General features: G+C 54.2%; 26 protein-coding genes and 1 tRNA gene. 16 read left to right on the forward strand and 11 right to left on the reverse strand.

Annotated features, from left to right (window positions below):
• The first annotated feature begins 124 nt into the window (after positions 1-124).
• The 4 genes from H8B13_RS04250 (at position 125) to H8B13_RS04265 (ending at position 3,748) form a co-directional block, all read left to right on the forward strand.
• Positions 125-1,231, forward strand: coding sequence for a BT_3928 family protein (locus tag H8B13_RS04250; protein WP_187309613.1), 1,107 nt, complete (start codon positions 125-127; stop codon positions 1,229-1,231).
• A gap of 63 nt (positions 1,232-1,294) precedes the next feature.
• Positions 1,295-2,353 (forward strand): ABC transporter permease, encoded by a 1,059-nt coding sequence (locus tag H8B13_RS04255; protein ID WP_187309614.1) that lies wholly within the window; start codon positions 1,295-1,297, stop codon positions 2,351-2,353.
• Positions 2,354-2,454: 101 nt separating this feature from the next.
• Positions 2,455-2,979 (forward strand): shikimate kinase, encoded by a 525-nt coding sequence (locus H8B13_RS04260; protein ID WP_187309615.1) that lies wholly within the window; start codon positions 2,455-2,457, stop codon positions 2,977-2,979.
• 82 nt (positions 2,980-3,061) lie between these two features.
• Entirely contained in the window at positions 3,062-3,748 is a 687-nt protein-coding gene (locus H8B13_RS04265; protein ID WP_187309616.1) for a sterol desaturase family protein, read from the forward strand.
• Between the two features lie 87 nt (positions 3,749-3,835).
• On the opposite strand, the gene H8B13_RS04270 is transcribed toward H8B13_RS04265, so the two are convergent.
• The gene (locus tag H8B13_RS04270) at positions 3,836-4,006 is read right to left on the reverse strand and encodes a hypothetical protein (RefSeq protein ID WP_187309617.1); all 171 of its coding nucleotides are present in this window, start codon (positions 4,004-4,006) and stop codon (positions 3,836-3,838) included.
• A gap of 265 nt (positions 4,007-4,271) precedes the next feature.
• Here H8B13_RS04270 and H8B13_RS04275 point away from each other — a divergent pair, with 265 nt between their 5' ends.
• On the forward strand, positions 4,272-4,769 hold the full coding sequence (locus tag H8B13_RS04275; RefSeq protein WP_187309618.1) for a carboxypeptidase-like regulatory domain-containing protein: 498 nt from the start codon (positions 4,272-4,274) through the stop codon (positions 4,767-4,769).
• 109 nt (positions 4,770-4,878) lie between these two features.
• On the opposite strand, the gene H8B13_RS04280 is transcribed toward H8B13_RS04275, so the two are convergent.
• The 4 genes from H8B13_RS04280 to pheS form a co-directional block, all read right to left on the reverse strand.
• Positions 4,879-4,952: transfer RNA gene (locus H8B13_RS04280), tRNA-Asn, on the reverse strand.
• A gap of 95 nt (positions 4,953-5,047) precedes the next feature.
• Positions 5,048-5,500 carry a hypothetical protein gene (locus H8B13_RS04285; RefSeq protein WP_261990237.1) on the reverse strand — a complete coding sequence of 151 codons (453 nt, stop codon included), beginning with the start codon at positions 5,498-5,500 and terminating at the stop codon, positions 5,048-5,050.
• Positions 5,484-6,383 carry a 3-hydroxyacyl-CoA dehydrogenase NAD-binding domain-containing protein gene (locus H8B13_RS04290; RefSeq protein WP_187309619.1) on the reverse strand — a complete coding sequence of 300 codons (900 nt, stop codon included), beginning with the start codon at positions 6,381-6,383 and terminating at the stop codon, positions 5,484-5,486. Before H8B13_RS04290 ends, H8B13_RS04285 begins: the two co-directional genes overlap by 17 nt.
• A gap of 62 nt (positions 6,384-6,445) precedes the next feature.
• Positions 6,446-7,492: a phenylalanine--tRNA ligase subunit alpha gene (gene pheS / locus H8B13_RS04295; RefSeq protein ID WP_187309620.1), complete on the reverse strand. Its 1,047-nt coding sequence runs from the start codon at positions 7,490-7,492 to the stop codon at positions 6,446-6,448.
• A 204-nt stretch (positions 7,493-7,696) separates the two neighbouring features.
• Between pheS and H8B13_RS04300 the strand changes: the two genes are divergently transcribed.
• From H8B13_RS04300 to H8B13_RS04310, 3 genes are all read left to right on the forward strand, one after another.
• Entirely contained in the window at positions 7,697-8,266 is a 570-nt protein-coding gene (locus tag H8B13_RS04300; protein WP_187309621.1) for a hypothetical protein, read from the forward strand.
• A 299-nt stretch (positions 8,267-8,565) separates the two neighbouring features.
• Positions 8,566-8,946: a hypothetical protein gene (locus tag H8B13_RS04305; protein ID WP_187309622.1), complete on the forward strand. Its 381-nt coding sequence runs from the start codon at positions 8,566-8,568 to the stop codon at positions 8,944-8,946.
• A 132-nt stretch (positions 8,947-9,078) separates the two neighbouring features.
• On the forward strand, positions 9,079-9,549 hold the full coding sequence (locus H8B13_RS04310) for a hypothetical protein (RefSeq protein ID WP_187309623.1): 471 nt from the start codon (positions 9,079-9,081) through the stop codon (positions 9,547-9,549).
• Between the two features lie 97 nt (positions 9,550-9,646).
• Here H8B13_RS04310 and H8B13_RS04315 read toward each other — a convergent pair whose 3' ends face one another.
• Both H8B13_RS04315 and H8B13_RS04320 read right to left on the reverse strand, forming a co-directional pair.
• Positions 9,647-10,915 (reverse strand): M16 family metallopeptidase, encoded by a 1,269-nt coding sequence (locus H8B13_RS04315; protein WP_187309624.1) that lies wholly within the window; start codon positions 10,913-10,915, stop codon positions 9,647-9,649.
• A 73-nt stretch (positions 10,916-10,988) separates the two neighbouring features.
• Positions 10,989-12,479, reverse strand: a complete 1,491-nt coding sequence (locus H8B13_RS04320) for an ArnT family glycosyltransferase (RefSeq protein ID WP_187309625.1) — start codon at positions 12,477-12,479, stop codon at positions 10,989-10,991.
• Positions 12,480-12,750: 271 nt separating this feature from the next.
• On the opposite strand from H8B13_RS04320, the gene H8B13_RS04325 reads away from it, so the two are divergent.
• The 4 genes from H8B13_RS04325 (at position 12,751) to ytxJ (ending at position 16,006) form a co-directional block, all read left to right on the forward strand.
• Positions 12,751-14,751 carry a thiamine pyrophosphate-dependent enzyme gene (locus H8B13_RS04325; protein ID WP_187309626.1) on the forward strand — a complete coding sequence of 667 codons (2,001 nt, stop codon included), beginning with the start codon at positions 12,751-12,753 and terminating at the stop codon, positions 14,749-14,751.
• A gap of 168 nt (positions 14,752-14,919) precedes the next feature.
• Entirely contained in the window at positions 14,920-15,201 is a 282-nt protein-coding gene (locus tag H8B13_RS04330) for a hypothetical protein (RefSeq protein ID WP_187309627.1), read from the forward strand.
• 128 nt (positions 15,202-15,329) lie between these two features.
• Positions 15,330-15,665: a hypothetical protein gene (locus tag H8B13_RS04335; RefSeq protein ID WP_187309628.1), complete on the forward strand. Its 336-nt coding sequence runs from the start codon at positions 15,330-15,332 to the stop codon at positions 15,663-15,665.
• Positions 15,662-16,006: a bacillithiol system redox-active protein YtxJ gene (gene ytxJ, locus H8B13_RS04340; RefSeq protein WP_187309629.1), complete on the forward strand. Its 345-nt coding sequence runs from the start codon at positions 15,662-15,664 to the stop codon at positions 16,004-16,006. Before H8B13_RS04335 ends, ytxJ begins: the two co-directional genes overlap by 4 nt.
• A 77-nt stretch (positions 16,007-16,083) precedes the next feature.
• On the opposite strand, the gene H8B13_RS04345 is transcribed toward ytxJ, so the two are convergent.
• Complete coding sequence (locus H8B13_RS04345; RefSeq protein ID WP_187309630.1) at positions 16,084-16,488, reverse strand: OsmC family protein; 405 nt, start codon at positions 16,486-16,488, stop codon at positions 16,084-16,086.
• A 107-nt stretch (positions 16,489-16,595) separates the two neighbouring features.
• Between H8B13_RS04345 and H8B13_RS04350 the strand changes: the two genes are divergently transcribed.
• On the forward strand, positions 16,596-17,390 hold the full coding sequence (locus H8B13_RS04350; protein WP_187309631.1) for a hypothetical protein: 795 nt from the start codon (positions 16,596-16,598) through the stop codon (positions 17,388-17,390).
• Positions 17,391-17,592: 202 nt separating this feature from the next.
• A complete protein-coding gene (lipA, locus tag H8B13_RS04355) occupies positions 17,593-18,486 on the forward strand; it encodes a lipoyl synthase (RefSeq protein WP_222841364.1) in 894 nt (297 codons plus the stop codon).
• Between the two features lie 71 nt (positions 18,487-18,557).
• Here the strand turns inward: lipA and H8B13_RS04360 are convergent, their stop codons facing one another.
• Positions 18,558-19,166 (reverse strand): DUF4136 domain-containing protein, encoded by a 609-nt coding sequence (locus H8B13_RS04360; RefSeq protein WP_187309632.1) that lies wholly within the window; start codon positions 19,164-19,166, stop codon positions 18,558-18,560.
• Positions 19,167-19,388: 222 nt separating this feature from the next.
• Here H8B13_RS04360 and H8B13_RS04365 point away from each other — a divergent pair, with 222 nt between their 5' ends.
• A complete protein-coding gene (locus H8B13_RS04365) occupies positions 19,389-19,688 on the forward strand; it encodes a hypothetical protein (protein ID WP_187309633.1) in 300 nt (99 codons plus the stop codon).
• A gap of 81 nt (positions 19,689-19,769) precedes the next feature.
• Here H8B13_RS04365 and H8B13_RS04370 read toward each other — a convergent pair whose 3' ends face one another.
• A complete protein-coding gene (locus tag H8B13_RS04370) occupies positions 19,770-20,126 on the reverse strand; it encodes a hypothetical protein (protein WP_187309634.1) in 357 nt (118 codons plus the stop codon).
• A gap of 147 nt (positions 20,127-20,273) precedes the next feature.
• Positions 20,274-23,192, reverse strand: a complete 2,919-nt coding sequence (gene gcvP, locus H8B13_RS04375; protein WP_187309635.1) for an aminomethyl-transferring glycine dehydrogenase — start codon at positions 23,190-23,192, stop codon at positions 20,274-20,276.
• Between the two features lie 177 nt (positions 23,193-23,369).
• Here gcvP and H8B13_RS04380 point away from each other — a divergent pair, with 177 nt between their 5' ends.
• Positions 23,370-24,584, forward strand: a complete 1,215-nt coding sequence (locus H8B13_RS04380; protein ID WP_187309636.1) for an NAD(P)-dependent oxidoreductase — start codon at positions 23,370-23,372, stop codon at positions 24,582-24,584.
• Positions 24,585-24,612 lie beyond the last annotated feature (28 nt).

Raw genomic sequence — 24,612 nt, forward strand, 5'->3', positions numbered from 1 at the left:
CTTTTTACTTCTTTCAGTCGCTACTTCTCCGACCTTTTTGTTTGCGTATGGGGTTTTAACTCCCAACTTAGTAACCTCTACCTAGCCTCTTAGCGCCTTGAAGTCTGCCCGATACATCCAATTCATGAAACTTATCACGCATATCTGCTGGGTGCTGCTCGGCGCGGTTTTTATTTTTTCGGGATTGATAAAGCTCAACGACCCCGTAGGGATGGGGCTGAAGCTGGAGGAATACTTCGAGGTGTTTGCCGAGGATTTTGGCTCCTTCTTTCTGGTTTTCAAAGGCTTCGCCCGCACGATGGCCATTTTGCTCAGCTCGCTGGAAGTAGTGCTGGGCGTGGCCTTGCTGCTGCGCTGGCACCTGCGCAAAACGCTACTCACGTTGCTGGCTTTGCTCGTGTTTTTTGGCTTCCTGACGTTCTATTCCGCCGCCTTCAACAAGGTAACGGACTGCGGCTGCTTCGGCGATTTTATTAAGCTAACGCCTTGGCAGTCTTTCTTCAAAGACCTGTTTTTGTTGGGTTTATGGGCGGTGGTGTTCTTTAATCAGCGCTTCCTGCGGCGGGTGTTTGCCAAGGGTACGTTGGGCGTAATGTATATCACGGTGGCCTCGGCGGTGGCTATCGGTATTGGCGTGCGAGCCCTTGGTCATTTGCCGTATTTCGATTTTCTGCCCTATAAAGTCGGCAACGACATTGGAGCCCTGATGAAACCGCAGGAGCAGGCGCGCTATAAGTACGTGCTGGAGCGCAACGGCCAAACCCAGGAATTCGACCAATACCCGACCGACACGACCTGGAAGTACAAAAGCATGGAGGTGCAAAACCCCGAAACTTCCCGGCCCATCATTACTGACTTCGCCATCTTCGACGCCGACGGCAAAGACCACACAAAGGAAATACTGACGGGCAACAAGCTGCTGCTCATCGTGCAGAATACCAATAAGTCGGACCGCGACCGGTATGACCTGATTAACGCGCTGATTGCCAAAGCACCTATGTTGCCGAATAAGCTCACGCCGCTAGTAATTACCAGCAGCAGCCCCTCCGATTTCGACGCTTTCCGCCACGATGTAAATCTGGCCGCGCCTGTCTATTACGCCGATGCTACCGTGCTGAAGTCCATGATCCGCTCCGATCCGGGCATTATGATTCTGCAAAATGGCGTGGTGAAAGGCAAGTATCACTACCACGACATCCCCGATCAGGAAACCGTCGATCATCTTTTGTAGCATCATTCTTCGTTAGGATGACCCGCGTGACAGTGATGACGAACTAATTTTGCCCCCCAACCTATGTTTTCCTTTGTACTGCGCCGTTTAGGACAAGGTGTGCTGATACTGGCCGGCGTAGCGCTCACCGTATTTTTCCTGTTCGCGGTATTGCCCGGCGACCCGGTAGCCCTGCTGGCCGGTCAGCGCTCCGATGTAGCTACCCGCGCTGCCATTGCCGCTGATCTGGGCCTTGATAAGCCATTGCCCACCCAACTGGTTGGTTACCTCAACGATGTGTCGCCCTTGGGCCTGCACCCGCGCGACTCGGCGGGCGTAGCCAAGTACGGCGGCACGGCGCTGGTGCCGCTGGGGGACAAAAATGCGCTGGTGCTCAAAACGCCATACCTGCGCCGCTCTTTCCAAAGCAACAAAGATGTATTGAGCATCCTGCTCGACCACTTCACGGGTACATTGTGGTTGGCACTGGCCGCTATGCTGATTGCGGCCGTGTTCGGTATTCTGTTTGGTGTATTAGCCGCCGTGCGTCCCCATTCTTGGCTCGATCGGACGCTTATTACCACCTCGGTGCTGGGTATTTCGGTGCCCTCGTTTGTGGCAGGTATTCTCATCGCCATGACGTTTGGTTTTTACTGGAGCCACTGGACGGGTCTCAATCTGACTGGGCAACTCTACGAAACCGATCCGTTTACCGGGCGGCATCTGGTACTGCGCAATTTGCTGCTGCCAGCCTTCGCGCTTGGTATTCGCCCCCTGGCCGTTATTACCCAGCTTACGCGCTCTTCCATGCTTGATGTATTGAGCCAAGATTACATTCGGACGGCGCGGGCTAAAGGCCTTTCCAACTACCAGACTATCGTGGGCCACGCGCTCAAAAACGCGCTCAATCCGGTTATTACGGCTGTATCGGGGTGGTTGGCTTCGCTGATGGCGGGGGCCTTTTTTATTGAATATATCTTCAACTGGAAAGGTCTTGGCACGGTGACATTACGTGCCGTTGAAAACCTTGATTTTCCGGTGGTCATGGGCGCTACCATCTTTATCGCCTTTCTCTTCGTTGTCATCAACATCGTTGTCGATGTGCTGTACGCCGTGCTTGATCCTCGCGTGCGCCTTTCCTAACGGATGCATTTAGGGCTGAGGGGCAAAATATGTCTACTCGCAAGCCGTTAGAGGTGGAGTAGTATTTCAATAGAGGAAAGAATCTTATACTCAATATGATAGTGGACGATAGCCTTTATTTAATCGGAATGCCGGGCGCGGGCAAAACAACGCTCGGCCTAGCCCTGGCTACGCGCCTGGAAATGCCCTTTCGTGATCTGGATGAGGAGATTGTAGCCCAAGAAAAGCGCAGTATTCCGGAAATATTCGCCGCCGACGGACAGGACTACTTCCGCGAAGTGGAAGCAGCAGTATTGCGGACGTTAGTAGCCAGCCAGCCCCACATGGTACTGGCTACGGGTGGCGGTACGCCCTGCTTTCACCAGAACATGGACCTGCTGCTCGCCACAGGCACTCCGCTGTATTTGGCTGTGCCGGTGCCCGAACTGGTGCAACGGCTCCGTCGTAGCCTCAGTCGCCGCCCGCTCCTGACGGATATTCCCGATGAAAAGGCATTAACAGCCCACATAAGTGAAACCTTAGCTCTTCGCCAGCAGTTTTACGACCGCGCGCCTTTGCGCTGCGAAGGGATCTGCACGGTGGAAGCGATATGGCGTTTGCTACATACTTACTACACCACAGGCTAGTCAGTTGGCCCTTTGCCAGCCCGTAGTGCTTTATTTGCGCTGCGGTTTGTACTTTTGCTCTGTATAAGAAGCTTATTTGTATATGAATACCGCTCCCTCTCCCACACCTGATCTGCAGCCCACCCCGGCAAAAACGCCCGGTGCTATCAAGCCTAAGCATAAAGGCTCAGCGCGGTTGTTTGAAAATCCGGTACTGGAAAGACTTACGCATACGCACATTGCCCTGCCCGTCTCTATTTTCATGATTACGGCTTTGGGTAGCCTCTATTATGGGCTTACGCATGGCCTGATTGCAGGATTCTCTGCTTTTGGCTTGTTTCTGCTGGGGTGGTTTATGTTCACTTTCGCGGAGTACGCTATGCACCGCTACCTGTATCATTTGCCGGCTACTACGCCTAAGCGCGCCAAGTTTCAGTATACCATGCACGGCGTACACCACGAGTTTCCTAAAGACAAATCGCGCCTGGCAATGCCCCCCATTGTGTCGGTTTTTGTGGCCTCGCTGCTTTTTTTCTTATTTCGGTTCGTATTTGGCAATGCCGCTTTTGCCATTTTATCAGGCTTTATATTTGGCTACGCGCTCTATTTGTTTGTGCACTACGCTATTCACGCCTACGCACCACCCAAGAATTTCCTGAAAGTGTGGTGGCATCACCATGCGCAGCACCATTATCGGCAGGATGAAATTGCCTTTGGCGTAAGCACCACTATCTGGGATCATATCATCGGCACCATGCCCGATCAGAAAATCAATAAACAGCACAGCTAATAGTTGCTACTTATCAAAAAAGCCCCCTAGACCGAAGTCTGGGGGGCTTTTTTGTTGAACTGGTTATAACCTAGCGACGCATTTTATCTAGCGACGCATTTTCCGCACCAGGAATGCGATGAGCACTACCACGATAAACACGCCGATGAGGGCGGTCCAGGCTCCGGCTTTAAAAATATCACCGATCAGGTCGCAGCTGCTGAGCGAAAACGTGAGCAGTACGAGTAGGCCGAAGAGAAAAGGACGAAAAGTTTTCATAGGATGTCAGACAGAGAGGGGGAAAGCCAGCACAAGGCCAGACTGCCTGATGATACTGGCTTGGCTTATAAAAGGTTGAGGAGCCTCACCAAATGCAAGACTGGCGACCATCAGAATTTAGTGGCAAAATCCTTGCGTTCAAGTCTGCTAGTCAGAAGCTACGGAACACGAATGCCTTACTGCTGGCTGTATATCGGCCAGATAAATAGGGTTAACCGTCTATTTGCCTACTTTCCGTTTTTATTTTACTTAAAGCCTTTCCGTCGTGAAACTATCCTTCCTCTTTCTTAGCAGCTTACTTTATCTGCTGCTACCCATCAGTGGAGTAGCCCAGACCGGAAAAAGTGCTTCAAGTGTCCCGGTTTCGCGTCAAGCAACGAAGAGTCAGCCAACAACAACTCAAGCACCAACAGTCACCCCTGCCGCAACGGATATGAAGCCCGCTGAGGTTATCAAGCCCGCTGAGCCCGCTAACCTGACGGGTACAGTAGTGGATGAAACCGGCAAGGCTCTGGCTGGAGTCACGGTAAGCCTGGTAGGAGCGCCGCAAGAGTCCAGCATTACCAACTCGGCGGGGGGCTTTCTGCTACGCTCTCTACTGCCTTCGCCCGTGCTGCGTGTGAGCTATGCCGGCTATGAGCAGCAGGAAGTAGCCACGAAAGGAGCAGCCCCGATGGCTATTCAACTTAATAAGCTGCCTAACTACGAGCGGCAGCGCAAACAAAGGGAGAAAGCGGCCGAAAAAGCCTATCGCAAACCCTAGCAGCCAACTATCGGGTCCGCATATCCTTCGGAGTGACCCTGAGCGCTGTCATCACCAAAGAGAAAGCCCAGTAACAGACTGATGTTTAGTCTATTACTGGGCTTCTTTGCGCTCCCTCCTGGGCTCGAACCAGGGACCCTCTGATTAACAGTCAGATGCTCTAACCGGCTGAGCTAAGGAAGCGGTTATGGCGACTTTATCAGTCGTTGCGGGTGCAATGTTAGGGCAAAGCTGTAAAAATCACAAATGCTTTCTGCTTTTTCTTTCAGCTGAATTTATTAATTCGTGATTTTCAGCAGATTACCGGAGAGCGAAGTAGCATACTGACGGAGGGGCCGAGAGGCAGGACCACCGCGCGCCTGGCCTTGTAGCGTAAATTGCGAGCCGCAGCAGTCGTCAGCCAGAAACAGGCGAGAAGCATCGACGCTCACCGTAGAACAGCCCGGATCGTAGGGGCGATAAGGGCAATTGCGCTCGAAAGCGAGGTAAGTGGTAGCATTCTGGCGCACAATGATAAGCCCACGTACGCCGCCGGGTATCTCTACCGCGCCATTGTCCGTGCGCAGCTGCGGGTAGCGCTGGTCCAGAACGCTTATACTCTCTATAAAGCTTACAAATGGAATAAGCGGCTCGGCGCTGTTGGAGTCGCCGCAGCTTCCCAAGCCGAGCACCAAAGTGAGCGCTAAGGCCAAAAGGGTACGCTGGGGGGCTTTTTTAGCGAGAGTAGTCATAGAATCCCTTACCCGTTTTGCGGCCATGATGACCCGCATCTACTTTCTGCTGCTGAAGGCGGCTGGGCCGAAACTTGGGGTCGTAATGGAATGCCTCGAACATCGCGCTGGTCACCGAGAAGTTGGTATCAACACCAATCAAATCCATGAGCCGAAACGGGCCCATCCGAAAACCAGTAGCCTCCAGCAGCTCATCCACCACCTCAAACGGCGCTACCTGCTCCTCGACCAGCTTGAGACTCTCGACGTAAAAATGCCGGGCCACCCGATTCACGATAAAGCCTGGGGCATCGGCGGCACATACGGGCTGCTTGCCAAGCTTTTCAGCCAGAGCCTGCACCGCATCGGCTACCGCTGGGGCCGTCGCCACGCCGCTGATTACCTCCACCAGCGCCATCAAGGGGGCCGGATTGAAGAAGTGCATCCCCACAACGCGCTCCGGGTGCGGAACTGCCGCCGCCAGCCGGGTTATCGGCAACGACGACGTATTGGAAGCCAGAATAGTCTGGGGGGCATTTTGGGCTGCCAGATTCTGGAAAAGCTCATGCTTCACCGCTAGTCTTTCTACCACGGCTTCAATAATCAGATCAGCCTGTACAATGGTTAAGTCGGTGGTCGGGCGAAGGCGGGCCAAGGCTGCTTCCAGTTCTGCGGGGGGCATTTTTCCTTTCTCCACCAGCTTGCCTAAGCCAGCCGCAATAGCTACTTCTGCCTTCGCCAGAGTATCAGCGTTCAGGTCAAATAAGATGGTCGGGAAACCGTGCTGCACGCAGAGCTGCGCAATGCCCAATCCCATGGTGCCTGCACCCACCACCGCTATTGTCCTGATTTGAAGCGGGGCTGATTGCTCAGGAGCTATGGCGTTTTCGGAGGATGTAGTCATCACTAATCAAGCAAAAAAGGAAGTGGCCGGTGTCTGGCCTAAGCTAAAAGAGCAGTGGGTTACTAAGAGATGATTCCCTCAAACTGCCGCAGAAACCGCAAATCGTTCTCTGTGAACAAACGCAAATCCTTGATCTGATATTTCAGCATCGTAATGCGCTCAATGCCCATGCCCCAGGCATAGCCCGAGTACACTTCGGGATCAATGCCGGAATGCTGAAGCACGGCCGGATCAACCATACCGCAACCGCCAATCTCAACCCAGCCTGAGCCTTTGCAGATGTTGCAGCCCGTGCCTTTGCAGATAAGGCAAGTGATATCAATTTCGGCGCTGGGCTCGGTGAAGGGGAAAAACGACGGCCGGAAGCGGATGTTGATATCAGCCCCGAACATCTCCTGCACGAAGTAATACACTGTCTGCTTCAGGTCGGCAAAGCTGACGCCTTCATCAATAAAAATGCCTTCCACCTGATGAAACATCATGTGGGCCCGGGCCGAAATGGCCTCATTGCGGTACACGCGGCCGGGCATAATGCTGCGAATAGGCGGCGCTTGCGACTCCATTACGCGCACTTGCACAGTGCTGGTGTGGGTGCGTAGCAGAAAATCCTCCTTCGGCTCAGCGGGGTTGCGGCGCACGAAAAACGTGTCCTGCATGTCGCGGGCCGGATGGTTTTCGGGGAAATTCAGGGCCGTGAAGTTGTGCCAATCGTCTTCGATTTCAGGCCCTTCCGCCACATTGAAGCCAATGCGAGCGAAGATGCGCACCATTTCCTCACGCACTAGGCTCAGCGGATGACGCGTACCCAAAACATGCGGCACGGCAGGCAATGTATAGTCAAATTCAGGGTTCTGGGGGGCATTTTCGCGGGCCGCTTCTAGTTCCTGTTGACGCTGGGTAAACCGGTCGAGTGCCAGCTGTTTAAGCTGGTTTAGCTCCTGACCAACGGCACGGCGCTGGTCTTGGGGTACGGTTTTGAGCTGGTCGAACAGGTCGGCTAGCTGACCCTTGCGGCCCGTGAAGGCTAGGCGAAACTGCTCTACTTGTTCGGGTGTGGAAAGGTCGTGGGCTTCAATGGCTGCCCGCAGCTGGGTGATAGTCTCCTGCATAGTATAGCAAAGGTACGCGTCCGGCTCAAAATCTGATATGTAGTATTTCGCGACGTATCAAATTCGGGCTTTCCAGAAATTGGTACGATTGCTGCAAAAAGCTAGACAGAAACGGTAAAAGACGAAACGAGGGGCGCCACCCGTTAGTCTTCCGACGGTGGCCAGAGGTTCTGGTCCGATACTCATCGCCAACTCACCCTTCCTATGAAATCCTTTTTGTTATCTGCCCTGGCGCTGGTCGCCATCTTCCATACTTCTGCTCAAGCACAAACCCCTAACGGCACTCAGTCAACTACCAATGAGTGGTTTGAGCCAGCCGCTGCTCCTGCCGCTCCGGCTTCTGCCGATGACGACGTTTGGGGTAGCGCTCCAACAACTACAGCCGCTCCGGCTCCCGCTTCCGAAGAAGTAACGAACTACCGTACCGGCTGGATGAGCGCCCCAGGCATTAGCCTGAGCACCCACCAGAAGCCTACCACTGATTATTGGGGCAAACCATTGAAAAAGCAGAATAAGACTGCTAAAAAAGCCGCTGCTACCGTTGCCGCCGCTGGCACAGACACCGATGCCGCTGCCGAAACCGATCCTATGATGCGCTCTTCCGGCGTGATGGTAGCGCCAGGCATGAGCAGCTCACCTTACCGTGGCGTGAGCACTGATTACTGGGGCCGTCCGTTGAAGCGCAAAATTCGTCGCTCTTCATCTTCATCTTTGGCCGCTCAGCCTACCGCGGCTCCCGCTAACGCCGACGACGATACGCCAACATCCTGGTAATTGGCCGCCTGCTTAGCACGTGTTTCAAGTAGGTAAAGCTGATTTTCAGCTCTATTTATCCGTGCTATTAAAATGCACGTATATGGCAAGAATACCATCACACAATATTTAAGTGTGATGATACAAAGAGTTCAACTGGCCTTGTCTTTGCTTTTTTGAAGGCCCAGTCATTACAAAGTTGCTCCCTGCATAAGACGCACTATACATCCAATGTGGGGTAAAATTCAGAGTAATGGGGTAACGGTGACAGGCTGTTGCCCCTTTGCTTTGCTTACATAGCCACCTTTTTTTCTTGCCTTATGAAAATCAGTTTACTTGCCGTCGTGGCTCTCGTGTTTTTGTTTGTGGCGGAGCCTGCCCAGGCTCAAACCCAGACTAAGAAGCGCACCACCACGACTACAAAAAAAACCACCAATGGCTACCACCGCACCAGCAATGTGCGTGCGAAGCCCCGCGCCGGTGCCTATTCCCGCTATGACCGCTCTGGCCGTCGCAACGAAGAAACGACAAAGCTTGCTCCCGGCATGCGCCTGAATATGCCCAGCCCGCCCACTACCGACTATATGGGCCGGCCCTTGAAAAAGCCCGTTGCGAAGACCGCATCTAGCTCCTCAACTCTTTCTTCGGAGAAAACAGCCGTAAAAAAAACGACGACGGTGACCACCAAAAAGAAGCAGTAAGCTCCTGATTTTCAAAGGTAAAGCGGAAGGTGCCTGAATAGTTTTTTTGAATAATTGACTACTATTCAGGCACTTTTGTACGAGAAATCGTATTAGGAACGTTACAATCTGTAACAGCTAACCTCCTTTACTATGCTTCGACTTGCTTTTTCAGCCCTGCTTTTGACTGCCTGTTTGGGTGGAACCAAAGCATTGGCCCAACAGCAGCCCGCTCCGGCCGCTCCTAAACCTGCGCAGACAGCACCTGCGTCTGAACAGCCCGCGACTCAATCGGCGCAGCCAGCAGCCCAGCCTGCTCCCAAAACCGATACACCCCCAGCTACTTGGATTGCTGCCGCGGCTTACGTAGATGAAGCCGAAAGCGACCCTATGTCGCGCAGTGGTGGTCAGCAGGTAGCTCCTGGTTTTACCGCGGCTCCTACTCACCGTGTTACGACTGACTATATGGGTCGGCCTCTGAATAAGCCATTCAAGCGCGTACGTCGCGCTGATGCACAGCCAACTCAGGCTCCTGCGCCAGCTACTAACACGCTAGGCAACCCAGCAGCGCCTCAAAAGACTGCTCCGGCTAAAGAAACGCAATCGGGCACCAGCGACTGGTAATACCCGTAGTTCAGTTCACAAAAAAGCCCCCCCAGCACAATGCTGGGGGGGCTTTTTTGTGAACTGAACTACGGGTTAAAGAAGTTTTAAGCTTCATTTATTCAGCAACAGCTAGCTCTTCAACTGCTTTAGGCTGAGCCCGATAATACAAGGTACTGCTGTTCTCTGAGCGCAGAATTTCGCGGGCGGCTTCCAGTACATGCTCGGGTGTAACGGCCTGAATACGGGCGCTTTCCTCGTTTACCAAGTTGGCGTCGCCCATGAGTTTGCTGTACGCCAAGTTCATGGCGCGGTTCAGCAACTCAATTTCGCTGAATACAATGCTGGCCTCGGCCTGGTTCTTAACTTTTTCCAGCTCTTCGGCGGTTACGGGCGTCTCGCGCAATTCGGCTACTACGGCCTGCACTGCGGCATCGGCCTCTTCTAAGCTTACACCGGTGTTGAGTTTTCCGCTAATAACCAGCAGACCAGGCTCCAAGGAACCCGTGCAGGAAGCGGAAATTCCGTTGAAAAGCTGCCGATCTTTTACCAGCCGCTGATAGAGACGCGAGGACTTGCCCCGGCCCAGCACATCCGAAAGTAGGTCGGCGGCGGTGTAGGCATCATCGGCGCGGCCGGGCATGTGATACACTTTATAAAAAGCGCTCAAGGGCACATCTGCCACGATTTCGAGGAAACGGGCTTCCGTCTGCCGGGGCTCGGCGGGCAATTGGCGCTCGTAGCGCGGACCGCCGGGAATAGGGCCAAACCACTTTTCGGCAAGCCGTTGGGCCTCGGCTAACGACACGGCACCGGCCACGACCAGAATAGCGTTCTGGGGGGCATAATGCTTGGCGAAAAAGTGTCGCACATCATCCATCACCGCATTCTCGATGTGGCTGATTTCCTTGCCGATAGTTGACCAATTGTAGGGATGATGCTGGTAAGCCAGCGGACGCAGGCGCAGCCACACGTCGCCGTAGGGCTGATTTAGATAGTTTTGCTTGAACTCCTCCACCACCACTTTGCGCTGCACTTCTAGGCCATTGTCAGAGAAAGCCAGCCCCAGCATCCGGTCCGACTCAAGCCAAAAGCCGGTTTCGATATTTGCGGCGGGCAACGTGAGATAGTAATTTGTAATGTCGGGGGAAGTGAAGGCGTTGTTTTCGCCCCCCACGCGCTGCAACGGTTCATCGTAGCTCGGAATATTTACTGACCCGGAGAACATCAGATGCTCAAATAAATGGGCAAAGCCGGTGTGGCTCGGATCTTCGTCGCGCGAGCCTACATTGTAGAGCACGTTGAGCACAGCCATCGGCGTGGAGTGGTCTTCATGAACGATGCAACGCAGGCCGTTGGCGAGGGTGAATTCTTGGAAGTGTATCATCAAAACCTAGGCTAAAGTCGAATAAGAAAGTAAGAAGCAAACCGCAAGCTGGGCTATTCGGTTCGGGCGGCCATCAGCGGCGCGCTTCCAGCCGAAACGTTACGCAGGAGTCGGTGCTGAATAGAACGCGCGTCTGGTAGTACTGTTGCCATGTCGCGCGGGCTTTGGCTCCACAAGTGACCACAACGCGGGGTGGAATGGCCCACCCTACCTGCCAGGCACCCACCCGTGTGATGCGGTGGCCATATTGCGCTGTAATGGCGGCCATATAAAACTCGGGGCTGTCATTAAAAATCCCATCGTCGCCCAAGATATACTCGTGCAGGTGGGGAAGCTGCTTGGCCTGTGCCCGCAAATGACGACCGTATAGTAAGGATGAGTTACGCAGGGCCATATCAGTGGAGTGACGGATAAGCAGGAGCTGAACGCCGTAAGGCAGGGAAGCCACCAGCAACACAGCCGCTAACCGCGCGGTAGGCGAAGGAGAGCGGCGGTAATGAGCCGCCACGGCACGCCCTGTCCATACTAAGCCACCAGCAGCTAGCAAGGCCAGCAAGGGATAAACGGGAGCATCGTACCAGAGAAGCTGGGTTTTGACCGTTGATATAACCAGTAGAAATACTACTGCTACGGTGCCTAATACCCGACTTAGCCACCAGCCCCGGCTGTGGCGCGGCATCCACCAACCCATCCCCATGCCTATGAGGGCTACTACCAGCCACGCCTGAAACTTGGTTTCGGCCAGCTTACTTAGATACCAATAAAACGGATGGCTATGACCTTCCAGCGCCTCACCGGCCGGCCCACCTACCTCATACTGCCACACGCCGGCCAGATAGCCGGGCGCAGCCAACTCCCGCACGGTATACCAAGTAATTCCGACGCCTAGAATCAGCAGAAAAGCCCCCCAGGGGGCAAATTTACGTAGCCGACTCAGCTGCCCCGTCAGCAAAGTAGCCAGAATGATACCCGGCCCGAATAAGAGCCCCGCAATGCCTTTCGTGAGGACGGCCAGCGCAAAGGCGGCGCCCGTGCCCCAGGCGTGGCGGGGGCGGCCAGTAGCTAAGTAAGCCAGCCAGCTGAGCGTGCCCAGCGTAGTCCAGAGGGTAAGTAAGGCATCGAAGTCGCCGGTACGCGAGACGTGTAAAGTCACGTAGCCCTGCGTTGTCAGCAGAACCAAGGCGGCAAGCAAGCCCGCCCGCCAACTGCCCAGCCACCGGCTCCCAGCAAAATATACGACGAGTACCGTAGCCAGAGCCGCCAGCGCGGAAGGCAGCCGGAGGGCAACCTCTGTAGGACCCAATAGCTTAAAGCTGAGCGCCATCAGCCACGGCGCTAGGGGCGGTTTGCCGTTCCAGAGGTCCGGCTCGCCACGGTGGGTGAGCACCAGCCAGTTGTTGCTCCGCAGTATCTCAAGGGCATTGAGGCCGGTGCGGGCCTCATCCCATTGTTGAGCAGGTAAGCTGCCTAGCAGCCAGAATAAGGGTAAGGCAGAAGCTGCCAGCACGAGCAGGACCCGAGCCAGATGGTGCGTAAGGGTGGGAGCGGAGTGGGAGCGTGGCAAAAAGAGAATAGTTAATAGAGTGTTAGTGTTCAGTTGGAAAGTTGGGGAAAAACCGGCGTTTGAAAATTTTACTGACCTTAAAGATAGTCGCGAGCCCATACAAGCTCTAGTATGGCAATGTAGGCCGTGTACTTAGCCTTACTGCGCCATCGTTTTAGCTCAAAATGGGTCAACTCAAGACAAAGATAGGCGAGAGCAAGAGCAGGATAGCGTGCTCTTCTGCCCAAACCCGTACTTTTGGCCCCCGCTATCATTCCCTCCTTGTCCTCTCATGTTAGTAGCTACCCCCGCCCTTCAGTTCGACCGGAAAGAGTATACTCAAGAGGTGCTGCTGCACCTGTATCAAGGCTTGCTGAAGCCGCGCCTCATTGAGGAAAAAATGCTCATTCTGCTGCGTCAGGGAAAAGTGAGCAAGTGGTTTTCGGGTATTGGGCAAGAAGCCATTTCGGTGGGCAGTACGCTGGCGCTGGAAGCCGACGAGTATATTCTGCCCCTGCATCGCAACCTGGGCGTGTTTACGGGCCGTAATGTGCCGCTGGATCAGCTGTTTGCGCAGTGGCAAGGCAAAACTACCGGCTTCACGAAAGGCCGCGACCGGAGCTTTCACTTTGGCACCAATGAGCACCACATTGTGGGCATGATCAGCCATTTAGGCCCCCAGCTGGCCGTGGCCGATGGTATTGCGCTGGCCGATTTACTCGATAAAAACCCGAAAGTGACGCTGGTATACAGCGGCGACGGCGGAGCCTCGGAGGGCGACTTTCACGAGGCCCTGAATGTGGCAGCGGTGTGGCAATTGCCAGTCATTTTCATGATTGAAAACAACGGGTACGGCCTCAGCACGCCTAGTCGGGAGCAATTTCGGTTTGGCTCGTTCGTGGATAAAGGTCCGGCGTATGGAATGGAAGCGGTGCAGGTAGACGGCAACAACGTGCTGGCCGTGTACGATACGGTGCGCCGCCTCGCTGAGGATATGCGTCAGAACCCACGGCCGGTGCTGGTAGAGGCGCTGACTTTCCGGATGCGCGGGCATGAGGAAGCTTCGGGGACCAAATATGTCCCCCAGGAGCTGTTTGAAGAGTGGACCAAGAAAGATCCAGTTACTACCTACGAGCAGTGGCTGCTACGCGAAGGCATTCTGGATGAAGAAGCCAAGATGCGCTTCCGCGAAACCATCAAGCGGGAAATAGAGGAAGGCTTGCGCGTGGCGGATGCCGTGCCTATGCCGACGGCCAACGTAGCGGAGGAAATAGCCGATATGTATCGCCCCTTTGCGGCTCCCGCCCACGAGCCCGCCGAAAATGCCCCCCAGACCGATAAACGTTACGTTGACGCCATCAGCGACGCGCTGCGTCAGAGCATGGAGCGCTTTCCTGAGCTAGTGCTCATGGGCCAAGATATTGCCGACTATGGCGGCGTGTTCAAGATAACGGATGGCTTTGTAGCGCAGTTTGGGAAAGAGCGGGTGCGTAATACGCCGCTCTGCGAGTCAGCCATTCTAGGGGCCGGACTGGGGCTTTCCATTAAGAAGAAAAAAGCCATGGTGGAAATGCAGTTCGCTGATTTCGTGACCTGTGGCTTCAACCAAATCGTAAATAACCTGGCCAAAAGTCATTACCGCTGGGGCCAGAATGCCGATGTGGTGGTGCGGATGCCTACCGGTGCCGGCTCGGCGGCGGGGCCGTTTCACTCCCAAAGCAATGAAGCTTGGTTTGTGCACACGCCAGGCCTGAAGGTGGTTTTCCCAAGTAACCCTTACGATGCCAAAGGACTGCTGAACGCGGCTATTGAAGACCCAAACCCTATTATGTACTTTGAGCATAAGCTGCTCTACCGTTCGGTGAGCGGCCCCGTGCCGGATGAGTATTACACGGTGCCCATCGGAAAGGCCAAATTGGTGCGCGAGGGTGACACGCTCAGTATCATTACCTACGGGTTGGGGGTGCATTGGGCTACTCGCCTGGCCGAAGAAATGGACCTCGATGCCGATATCCTTGACCTGCGCACGCTGTTGCCTTGGGACGAAGAAGCCGTCCGCCAGACGGTAGAAAAAACGGGACGCGTGCTGCTGCTCCACGAAGACACGCTTACGGGTGGTCTGGGAGGCGAAATTGCGGCCTGGATTGCCGAGCACTGCTTCGAGCACCTCGACGGCCCTGTGCAGCGCGTGGCTTCCCTGGATACTGCCATTCCGTTTTCGCCGCCGTTGGAGCAAGCTTTCTTGCCGCAGCAACGTCTGCGCGAAAGGGTGGAAAGGCTATTAGCGTATTAGGAAGTAGGTAGCACAACATGTCCATTACATTCTGTGTTGGCGGCCGTGCCACAGCGTAGAAAGGAGACGTCTGTGGCGTTGGATTAATAATTGAGAGAAGAATTCAGAAGTCCTGCCGAGGCTGGTTGCCCTGGCCGGATGATAGCGAGTATTCTTACGTATTTAGCCATGTTCACCCCTAGCTTTCGCTGGCTGTTTGTGCTTGCCGCTCTGGCTTTTGCTACTGCCTGCCGGCCTTATCGCTTGCCCAGCCCAACGGCTCCGCCCCAGCCCAAAGCCACCACTAATACAGGTGACAACGGCGGCGTAGCGCCGGTTACGGCGTTCAAAGGCCAGCGCAACAGCTATGATAAGAATGGCTTGTTGAAAAAGAAAAAGTACGAGCGCCGCCGCATTAAGCGTAAAGTGGGGCAGCGAATGCTCTTTGGGCATCCATTACCATTTCAGTAAACCGGGCCCAAATTGCCTGATTAGCGCAACTTTACGTACAGTCAAATACTATTGAAAACTCCTCCCTACTAAAGCATCTGGGGGGCAAATTTATCCGGTTCGACTCTTGACCTTTATTCGTTACTCCCATGCGTCTTGCTGTTCTGTTATTCGTTGGGTTTGCGCTTAGCTGCTCCATATCTACCGCTTCAGCCCAGACCGCGGACGCCAGCCCGGCTCGTCTGCGGGCCGAAAATCGCAAAGCGCTACGCGAGGCTCGCAAGTATAAGTCCGAGTACAAAGAGTCGCATTTGGCCGTTAATCGGGACGATCTGCACCGCAGCCAGCCCCGGGCACTCCCGCAGGATGGCAGGGGCCGTCTTCAATTCGACCACACCGGTACCGCGAAAGTAAGCGAACCATCCCGCGTGAATCTGCGTCTAGGAAAGAAGAAAAAGTATATTCAACCTTCCTCCGAACTATGATTCCTTGGCAACAGCTTACCCAAGCAGACCAACTGACTGACATCGCCCGCGAGTCGCACGAGCAGCCGGTTCTTATCTTCAAACACAGCACTACCTGCTCTATCAGTGCGGCGGCGAAAAGCAAGCTGGAGCGCCAGTGGGCCGATGCTGGTCTTAGTGACGCTAAAATTTATTACCTGGACTTGCTGCGCTTTCGCCCTATTTCCGGGGCTATCGCCGAAACATTTGGCGTGCGACACGAGTCGCCTCAGCTACTGCTTATTCAGGATGGCGAGTGTAGCTATAATGCCTCCCACATGGGCATTCGCCTCAATGAGGTGAAAGAGCTGCTCAGCGCCTAAGTCTGAAAGACTTACAAAACAGTCGGGCCCGGTGGAAGCAATACTTCCACCGGGCCCGACTGTTTATGGGAAATATTCTACTCGTAAGAGAAGTGAACCTGCTGGCGAATTTCCGGGTTCAGACTGAGCGCCACGGGGCAAGTACGTGCTGCGTTTTCGAGCACGGTACGGTCTTTCGCCGAAAGCGTAGCGGGCATCCGAAAGTCAACGTCGATCTGGGCGATGCGGCGTGGGTCGCTGGCCATGTGCTTGGTGACGGAAAAGGTCGTCGACGTCAGGTCGAGGCCGCTGCGGTCGGCCACGATTCCCATGATGGTCATCATACAGCTGCCCAGCGCCGTGCTTACTAAGTCGGTTGGTGAAAACCCCTCGCCCCGACCGTGGTTATCCAAGGGAGCATCAGTGAAAATAACATTGCAGGAAGCGCTGTGCGTGGCTTCGGTGCGTAATTGGCCGGTATACCGGGCGGTGGCGGTGCTCATAGTCAGATAGTCAGGAAGAGTGCAATACTTTGAGCGCAAATTTACGTACTTTCGGTGGGGCCGCTATCAGGGGGCCAATTTCGTTTGAATTTCTCAGTTGTATAGCTGTGTTGCTACCCATACGACCTCTGTTTTTTTTCGGCATCGCCCTGCTGCTGTTGGGAGCTGGATCGGCGGCCCAGGCCCAGGATGCTACCCCCAACGAGACGCCTTCGTATCGAAAGGAGTTTACGTATGGCATAAACTTTAACACTAGAGGTGGCCTAATTGGGGGCGTCAACGTGCGCTCTACCCGCGTGCTGAACGACAAATGGTCGCGCTTCTGGAGCATTGAGGGTGTGGAGGTGAAACACCCCAAAGAGCAGCGTATTGGCAATCAGTTTACGGGCGGAACGTATGTGCTAAATAAGTCCAACTATATGTTCGTGTTGCGGCCATCGTTTGGTGCTCAGCGCGTTATCTTTCGCAAAGCGCCGGAGTCGGGTGTACAGGTAAACGCATTATTCGGTGGTGGTCCATCGGTGGCGTTGCTGATGCCATATAACATTTATTACGACTACACCGAGCGTGTTGGTGGCCGGCCGGGTGGTCCTGAGGATATTCGAACGGAGCAATTTGATCCAGCCATACACGGTGATTCCCAGTTTATTGTAGATAGAGCCCCATTATTTAGTGGCGCCAATGACGTGAAGCCATCGGCCGGTGTTCACTTGCGCGGAGCACTCAGCTTCGAGTATGGTCGCTACCGCGATGCTGTTGCGGGGATTGAATCTGGCTTTTTATTCGAGTATTTCCCCAGCCGCCCTACTATTCTGCGGGCTACCGGCATCTCCGACGCCAAGCTCAACGAGACATTTTTCCCCTCCGTTTATCTGACTATTTATTTGGGGACGCGGAATTAATCCTGTTTCTATAAGCTGCTACGGGCGAATTGGGCTTATAAAAGCCCCCCAGTATACCTGCTCTGTTGCGACAACCACCGTGTTGGTCCGTTGCAGGGCATCTTTATTCCCTTCTCGTTTGTTGTATAGTCTGCTGCGCGGGTCGAGCCCGATATGCGGCTAACTCCTGCCTGACCCTTACCTTTGTAGTATGGACGAACTGTTGCTGACCTTACCTATTATTCAGCCCGAGCCGGCAGCCCCGGCCCGGCCGCGCAAGCCCGATTGGCTGCGCGTAAAACTGCCCGTCGGCCCTGAGTACGCTAAAGTTCGTCGGCTCGTAGATGAGCATAAGCTGCATACCATTTGCGAAAGCGGCAATTGCCCGAACATGGGCGAATGTTGGGGCGCTGGTACGGCCACCTTTATGATCTTGGGCAACGTGTGTACGCGCTCCTGCTCGTTCTGCGCCGTGGCCACCGGCCGTCCGAATGAGTATGATACCGATGAGCCCCGCCGCGTAGCCGAAGCCATTCAGCTGATGGGCGTGAAGCACGCCGTTATTACCTCCGTAAACCGTGATGAGCTGAAAGACCGGGGGGCCAGCATCTGGCTGGAAACGGTCGTGCGCATAAAACAACTGTCGCCGGCTACAACCATTGAAACGCTTATTCCGGATGTAAAAGCCAACTGGGAAGCGTTGGATACTATGATTGCCGGCGGTCAAGAGGTGGTATCGCACAATGTTGAAACGGTGGGCAGCCTGTACCGTCTGGTGCGCCCGCAGGCCAAATATGACCGCTCACTGGAGCAGATTCGTCGGACGAAGGCCGCTGGCAAGCGCACGAAATCGGGCATTATGCTGGGCTTGGGCGAAAAGAAAGACGAGATGTATAAGGCCATGGACGACCTCGCCGCCAATGGCCTCGATATTCTGACCTTAGGCCAATACCTTCAGCCGACGAAGCGCCACCTGGAGGTTGCCGAGTTTATTCACCCTGATCTTTTTGCTCATTACCGCGAGGAAGGCCTCGCGCGCGGCCTCAAGTATGTAGAATCGGGGCCGCTGGTGCGCAGCAGCTACCACGCGGAGCGCCACGTAAATGTGCCTATTTAAAGTGCTGCATTAGATACAAAAAAGCCCCCCAGGTTTCCTGGGGGGCTTTTTTGTATCTAATGCAGTGATAATTAGCGACGGGCGTTGGTATTGGAGCCATCCTGGGGTGGATAGTTTTCCAAAATGCCCCCCACGATGCGGTACACTTCCTCCTCCGAGATGGTGTTTTTATCTATCTGCGCCTGGCCCTGACCGCGCCACGCCAGTTCCTTACGCTTGGCATCCACGAAGTCGATGATGACGGTTCCTGCTTTGTATTGCGTTACGTTCCCGTACGGCCCACGGCCATACATTCCGTAGCCACCATAGCCATAAAAGGGGTAGCCAAAGCCGCCGCCGTTGATCTGCTGCTTATCTTCAACCTTAGCATTGTAAGCCACATACAGATCGGGGCTTTGCTCGGCGTAAGTCAGGCCTTTCTTCTTCATTTCGGTTTCAACAGCGGTACGCATACGCTTGTCCAGGAAGGACTGATAGCCCCGAGCCGGACCTCCCTCAGCATCGGTTGTTTGCTGAGGATACCATGACCACGTCTTGTAGGTGCGGAAATTAATTGAGTGGTCGTAGTCGGAGGTGACGCCTACCCGGGAAGAAGTGCAGCTGGTAACGCCCAATAACAGCGATAAGCCCACGGCTACCAAAGCAACCGGACGGCTGAATAAACTTGTGAATGCGTTCATATTAAGTTGTCGAAGGGTTGAGTGAAAGAGCTAAGCGCGCTGCCGGACTAACGTAAAGTAGGGCCACCAAAGTACGTGCTTAACTCTGGCTATACAACGCCGCGGCAGGGGGCAATGTTCCCAAATAAGTGGGTCGGTAAAATGAGTAAAAGCAAATTTTTTCAGGGAAAAAACCTTGATCAACTTGAAATTTCTATATCTTCCCAAACCTAAACTAGACCTATGCACAAACTCCTACCTTGCCTGTTTGGCCTCGCTTTGCTTGCTTCATGCAGTGCCGTCCGCGACGATTCCTTTAGCTCTTCGCGCGGCAACAAAAAACCAGTAGCTCACAACACGGTCGTGGAGTGCATTCTTTACGACGGGATGACCAAGGAGTCTACCCAACTCACTAACCTCAGCGTTAACTCTGAAGTACAGGTACTTGACACAGTAGACGCCTACTTTGTCCGGGCCCGCGTGACGGAGAAAGGGAAAGTTCTCAACGGCTACCTCTACCGCACCTGCTTTTCCCAACGCTAGCAATTATCTAGGTTTTACCAATAAAAAAGCCCCCCATGCCAAGCATGGGGGGCTTTTTTATGTCCGAGCAAGCTCGTTCCACTACAGGTCATAATAGTTGGTCTTGCCGGAAGAGACTTGAACCGTGGCAGTTACCAGCTGAGTGTTTTTGTAATATGAAAAGACATAATTACCTGGATTCAAACCCTTTATAACAATTCTGATTTTTCCATCCTGATAGGAAGCAGCATCAATATACTCGCTTTTCAGCGGAGGAATAGTGGGATAGTTATCAGCTACATACAAACGGTAGTAATAGGTAGCCTCGTCATTACTGTTGAGTATTGGGTTGAATGCCACACTTATATCTCCTACAATTGCATCCTCATTTTTTGTGCAGGAGGAGGAGAATGTGAAGAGCGAGATGAGCAGCAGCAGAATCGAATGTTTAGAGTTCATCAGTATCTAAAGAATCATAAAAGCCTGTGGTGGAGTAGCCTTGCCAGACTATATGCTGATTTGGCCAGACGTAGATAATACATAGAACCCTTAAAAAAAGCCCCCCGGACATTGTCTGGGGGGCTTTTTGGGCTCGTAACTCAAAACTTAGTATGACGGACCACGGTCAGTTTCAACCAGCTTCTCCTCGGCATCCACATACTCCTCGATGGGTGTGCAGGCGCAGATAAGGTTACGGTCGCCGAAGGCGGAATCGATGCGGCTGACGGCTGGCCAGAACTTATAAGCACGCACGTACTCGATGGGATAAGCCGCCTGCTCGCGAGTGTAAGGGCGGTCCCACTCGTTGGCCATGATGGTAGCGGCTGTATGTGGCGCGTGCTTCAGCAAGTTATCCTTAGCATCGGCGCGGCCTTCCTCTACTGCCCGAATCTCGTGACGAATCTTAATCATGGCGTCGCAGAAGCGGTCGAGCTCCTCTTTGCTTTCGCTTTCGGTGGGCTCCACCATCAGCGTGCCAGCCACAGGGAACGACACGGTAGGTGCGTGGTAGCCATAGTCCATCAGGCGCTTGGCAATGTCTTCTACCTCAATGCCCGCCTTCTTAAAGTGGCGGCACTCCAGAATCATCTCGTGCGCACATCGGCCTTGCGCACCTACGTACAGCACCGGGTAATGCTCCTCGAGGCGAGCCTTGATATAGTTGGCGTTCAGAATAGCAATGCGCGTAGCCTGGGTTAAGCCTTCGCCGCCCATCATGGAGATGTAAGCGTAGGAAATAGGCAGAATGCTAGCTGAGCCCCACGGAGCAGAAGAAACTGCACCAGTGGCCTTCTCGTGGCCAACCTCTATCACCACGTGGCCGGGCAGATAAGGCGCCAGATCAGCAACTACACCAATTGGACCTACGCCAGGACCACCGCCACCGTGAGGAATGCAGAAGGTTTTGTGCAGGTTCAGGTGACACACATCGGCACCAATATTGGCGGGCGACGTGAGGCCTACCTGAGCGTTCATGTTGGCGCCGTCCATGTACACGCGGCCGCCGTGCTGATGAATAGTGCGGCAGATGTCGATGATGGTTTCCTCATACACGCCGTGCGTGCTCGGGTAGGTCACCATTAGGCAGGAAAGATTGGCAGCGTGCTGCTCCGCCTTCTGCTTCAAGTCAGCTACATCGATGCTGCCATGCTCGTCGCTCTTCACTACCACTACCTGCATGCCAGCCATGACGGCCGAAGCGGGGTTGGTGCCGTGGGCCGAAGCCGGAATCAACGCAATATTGCGGTGGCCTTCGCCCCGACCTTCGTGGTAAGCACGAATAACCAGCAGGCCAGCGTACTCGCCCTGCGCGCCGGAGTTAGGCTGCAAGCTGACTGCTGCAAAGCCAGTTACCTCGCACAGCCACGCTTCCAACTCTTCGAAAATCTGTTTGTAGCCCTGGGCTTGCTCGCGGGGGGCAAAAGGATGTAGGCTGCCGATTTCAGGCCACGTCACCGGAATCATTTCGGCGGTAGCGTTGAGCTTCATAGTGCACGAACCCAGCGGAATCATGGAGTGAGCTAGGCTCAAATCCTTGTTCTCGAGCTGCTTCATGTAGCGCAGCATCTCATGCTCCGAGTGGTGCGTGTTGAAGATGGGGTGGGTGAGGTAGTCGCTGGTACGAACCAGACCTTCTGGCCACGTCAGTTCAACATCAGCAGGCATCTCGATGGAGCCAACTTCTTTGCCCAGCACTTTAGCGAATACGCTTACGATGTCGGCGACATCCGACGCCTCGGTATTTTGGTGCAGCGAAATCCCTACGCGCACCTCGTCGAAGTATCGGAAGTTCAGGCCAGCAGCTTCAGCTTCGCGCTTCACAGCCTGCTGCAATTCCTTGCTTTCCAGACGCAAGTTGAGCGCATCGAAGTAGAACTCATTGCTCTGCTCCACACCCAATGCCGTCAGCGCTTTCTCCAATGTTTGGGTTAAAGCGTGAATGTTGGTGGCAAACTGACGAATGCGCTCCGGACCGTGATACACAGCGTACATGCCAGCCAATACCGACAGTAGCACCTGCGCCGTGCAGATGTTACTTGTAGCTTTCTCCCGGCGAATGTGTTGCTCGCGAGTTTGCAGCGCCATGCGCAGCGCTTTGTTGCCAGCTGCGTCGATGCTTTGACCGATCAGACGACCTGGAATTACGCGCTTGAACTGATCTTTAGTAGCGAAGAAACCAGCGTGCGGGCCACCGTAGCCCATCGGTACCCCGAAGCGCTGAGAGTTACCTACACAAACATCGGCACCCATTTCGCCGGGCGACTTCAGCAGCGTCAGCGCCATCAGGTCGGCGGCTACGGTTACGAATAGGCCGCTAGCGTGGGCTTGGGTGATAAAGTCAGTGTAATCGAATACCTGGCCGTCGGCGGCTGGGTACTGGAGCATAGCGCCAAATAGCGCCTCGTCGGAAAGATCGGCGGTGCGGTGGTCACCAATTACCAACTCAATGTTGAGCGGCGTGGCGCGAGTACGCAACACGTCAATAGTCTGGGGCAATACCAACTCTGAGACGAAGAATTTCGTGGTGTTCTTTTTCTTGGTTTGGCTATGAAACATGTTCATGGCCTCGGCGGCAGCGGTGCCTTCGTCGAGCAAGCTGGCGTTGGCAATTTCAAGGCCGGTGAGGTCAATTATCATCGTCTGATAATTGAGCAGAGCTTCTAAACGACCTTGGGCGATTTCAGCTTGGTACGGTGTATAAGCGGTATACCAGCCGGGGTTTTCGAGAATATTGCGCTGGATAACGGGCGGCAGCTGGGTATCATGATAGCCCAGGCCAATGTAGTTTTTATAGATTTTATTCTGACCAGCTATCTGCTTGAACTTAGCCAAAAAGGCGCGCTCGGTGAGAGCGGCCGGCAAGTTTAGAGGCCGCTTGAGGCGGATGGCCGCCGGCACGGTTTCGTCGATAAGCTGATCGAGGGATTCCACGCCAATGGTGCGCAGCATTTGGGCTACAGCAACTTCGTCGGGGCCGTTGTGACGGTCCACAAACACATCAGCGGGCTTGGTTTTCAGCAACATAAAGAGAAGATAGAGGTGGCGAGAAGATGTGGCTGCACGGGCAACCGAACCTTTAACAAAGGTAAGGCGAAAACCTCTCCTGACGATAGGATTATTAGGCTGGCGAAGGTGGTAGCGCCTACACGCCAAAATATTTAACCAGATTTGCCCCCCAACCCACCCAATTCGTTTACTCAGATGCACCCCCTAACTATTGGTATCATTCGCGAAGGAAAAACGCCCCCCGACCTGCGCGTGACGCTCACTCCTAAAAAATGCGTGGAGGCCGAAACGCTATTTCCTGGCCTCCGCATTGTGGTGCAGGAGTGCCCCTTACGCAGCTTTAAGGACCAAGAGTACCGCGACTTAGGCATTGAAGTTCGCCCGGAGGTGTCAGACTGCGACATACTGCTGGGCGTGAAAGAGGTGCCGCCTGCGCAGCTCATTCCGAACAAAACATACATGTTCTTCTCGCATACCGTGAAGAAGCAGCCCGCTAATCGGGAGCTGTTGCGGCAGATACTGAAGAAGAATATCACGCTGATTGACTACGAGTTGCTGACCAATGAGCAGGGAGAAAGAATAGTAGCGTTTGGGCGCTGGGCCGGTATCGTGGGTGCCTATAATGGGCTGCTGACGTACGGCCGCAAGCACAACTTGTATGAGCTGAAGCCGGCTTACCAATGCGTCGACATGGAGGATATGCAGGAGGAGTTCTTCAAAGTCAAAAAATTGCCCCCCATCAAGATGGCGGTGACGGGGTCGGGTCGGGTGGCGCAAGGCGCGATTGAGGTGCTCGATAAAATGGGAATTCGGCGAGTGAGCGTCTACGATTATCTATATCTGGACTTTAACGAGCCAGTGTACACCCAACTCCGTAGCAGCGATTACAACCGTCGCCGCGACGGCCGCGTGTGGGATACGTCCGATTTTCACCGCAATCCGCAGGAATACGAATCTACGTTTGGTGCCTTTCTACCTGTTACTGATTTGCTGCTGGCCTGTGCCTATTGGCATCCGGCGGCGCCTAAGCTGTTTAGCGAAGCAGACACGCAGCGCCCAGATTTCCGCATTAACACCATCGCCGATATCACCTGCGACGTGAATGGCTCCGTTCCTACTACTAAGCTTAGCACCAGCATTCAGGACCCAGCTTTTGACTACAATCCGCAAACCGGCGAGTTAGAACCGCCTTACTCCAACCCAACTAATATCACGGTGATGGCCGTGGATAACCTGCCCTGTGAGTTGCCCCGTAATGCCAGCCGTGACTTTGGCCGACAGTTGTTGGATAATGTGTTTCCCTATTTAGTGAGCGACAAACCTGAGCCGATTATTGAGCGGGCTACCATTGCTGCGGGGGGCGAATTGACGGAGCGCTACGCCTATTTGGCTGATTATGTAGCTGATTAACTCCTGCAATTAAATATCGCATTGTCAT

Origin of the sequence: Hymenobacter sp. BT188 (assembly GCF_014333585.1) — a bacterium.
In the GTDB taxonomy this organism is placed as follows: domain Bacteria; phylum Bacteroidota; class Bacteroidia; order Cytophagales; family Hymenobacteraceae; genus Hymenobacter.

What these genes read in the sequence shown, in the direction of transcription:
- H8B13_RS04325 (WP_187309626.1), top strand. Translation starts at nt 12,751, where the DNA reads ATGTTAGTAGCTACCCCCGCCCTTCAGTTCGACCGGAAAGAGTATACT.
- H8B13_RS04255 (WP_187309614.1), top strand. Translation starts at nt 1,295, where the DNA reads ATGTTTTCCTTTGTACTGCGCCGTTTAGGACAAGGTGTGCTGATACTG.
- gcvP (WP_187309635.1), bottom strand. Translation starts at nt 23,192, where the DNA reads ATGTTGCTGAAAACCAAGCCCGCTGATGTGTTTGTGGACCGTCACAAC.
- H8B13_RS04345 (WP_187309630.1), bottom strand. Translation starts at nt 16,488, where the DNA reads ATGAGCACCGCCACCGCCCGGTATACCGGCCAATTACGCACCGAAGCC.
- H8B13_RS04380 (WP_187309636.1), top strand. Translation starts at nt 23,370, where the DNA reads ATGCACCCCCTAACTATTGGTATCATTCGCGAAGGAAAAACGCCCCCC.
- pheS (WP_187309620.1), bottom strand. Translation starts at nt 7,492, where the DNA reads ATGCAGGAGACTATCACCCAGCTGCGGGCAGCCATTGAAGCCCACGAC.
- H8B13_RS04250 (WP_187309613.1), top strand. Translation starts at nt 125, where the DNA reads ATGAAACTTATCACGCATATCTGCTGGGTGCTGCTCGGCGCGGTTTTT.
- H8B13_RS04360 (WP_187309632.1), bottom strand. Translation starts at nt 19,166, where the DNA reads ATGAACGCATTCACAAGTTTATTCAGCCGTCCGGTTGCTTTGGTAGCC.
- H8B13_RS04365 (WP_187309633.1), top strand. Translation starts at nt 19,389, where the DNA reads ATGCACAAACTCCTACCTTGCCTGTTTGGCCTCGCTTTGCTTGCTTCA.
- H8B13_RS04300 (WP_187309621.1), top strand. Translation starts at nt 7,697, where the DNA reads ATGAAATCCTTTTTGTTATCTGCCCTGGCGCTGGTCGCCATCTTCCAT.
- H8B13_RS04330 (WP_187309627.1), top strand. Translation starts at nt 14,920, where the DNA reads ATGTTCACCCCTAGCTTTCGCTGGCTGTTTGTGCTTGCCGCTCTGGCT.
- H8B13_RS04310 (WP_187309623.1), top strand. Translation starts at nt 9,079, where the DNA reads ATGCTTCGACTTGCTTTTTCAGCCCTGCTTTTGACTGCCTGTTTGGGT.
- H8B13_RS04315 (WP_187309624.1), bottom strand. Translation starts at nt 10,915, where the DNA reads ATGATACACTTCCAAGAATTCACCCTCGCCAACGGCCTGCGTTGCATC.
- H8B13_RS04270 (WP_187309617.1), bottom strand. Translation starts at nt 4,006, where the DNA reads ATGAAAACTTTTCGTCCTTTTCTCTTCGGCCTACTCGTACTGCTCACG.
- H8B13_RS04370 (WP_187309634.1), bottom strand. Translation starts at nt 20,126, where the DNA reads ATGAACTCTAAACATTCGATTCTGCTGCTGCTCATCTCGCTCTTCACA.
- H8B13_RS04290 (WP_187309619.1), bottom strand. Translation starts at nt 6,383, where the DNA reads ATGACTACATCCTCCGAAAACGCCATAGCTCCTGAGCAATCAGCCCCG.
- H8B13_RS04265 (WP_187309616.1), top strand. Translation starts at nt 3,062, where the DNA reads ATGAATACCGCTCCCTCTCCCACACCTGATCTGCAGCCCACCCCGGCA.
- H8B13_RS04335 (WP_187309628.1), top strand. Translation starts at nt 15,330, where the DNA reads ATGCGTCTTGCTGTTCTGTTATTCGTTGGGTTTGCGCTTAGCTGCTCC.
- H8B13_RS04285 (WP_261990237.1), bottom strand. Translation starts at nt 5,500, where the DNA reads ATGACTACTCTCGCTAAAAAAGCCCCCCAGCGTACCCTTTTGGCCTTA.
- ytxJ (WP_187309629.1), top strand. Translation starts at nt 15,662, where the DNA reads ATGATTCCTTGGCAACAGCTTACCCAAGCAGACCAACTGACTGACATC.
- H8B13_RS04305 (WP_187309622.1), top strand. Translation starts at nt 8,566, where the DNA reads ATGAAAATCAGTTTACTTGCCGTCGTGGCTCTCGTGTTTTTGTTTGTG.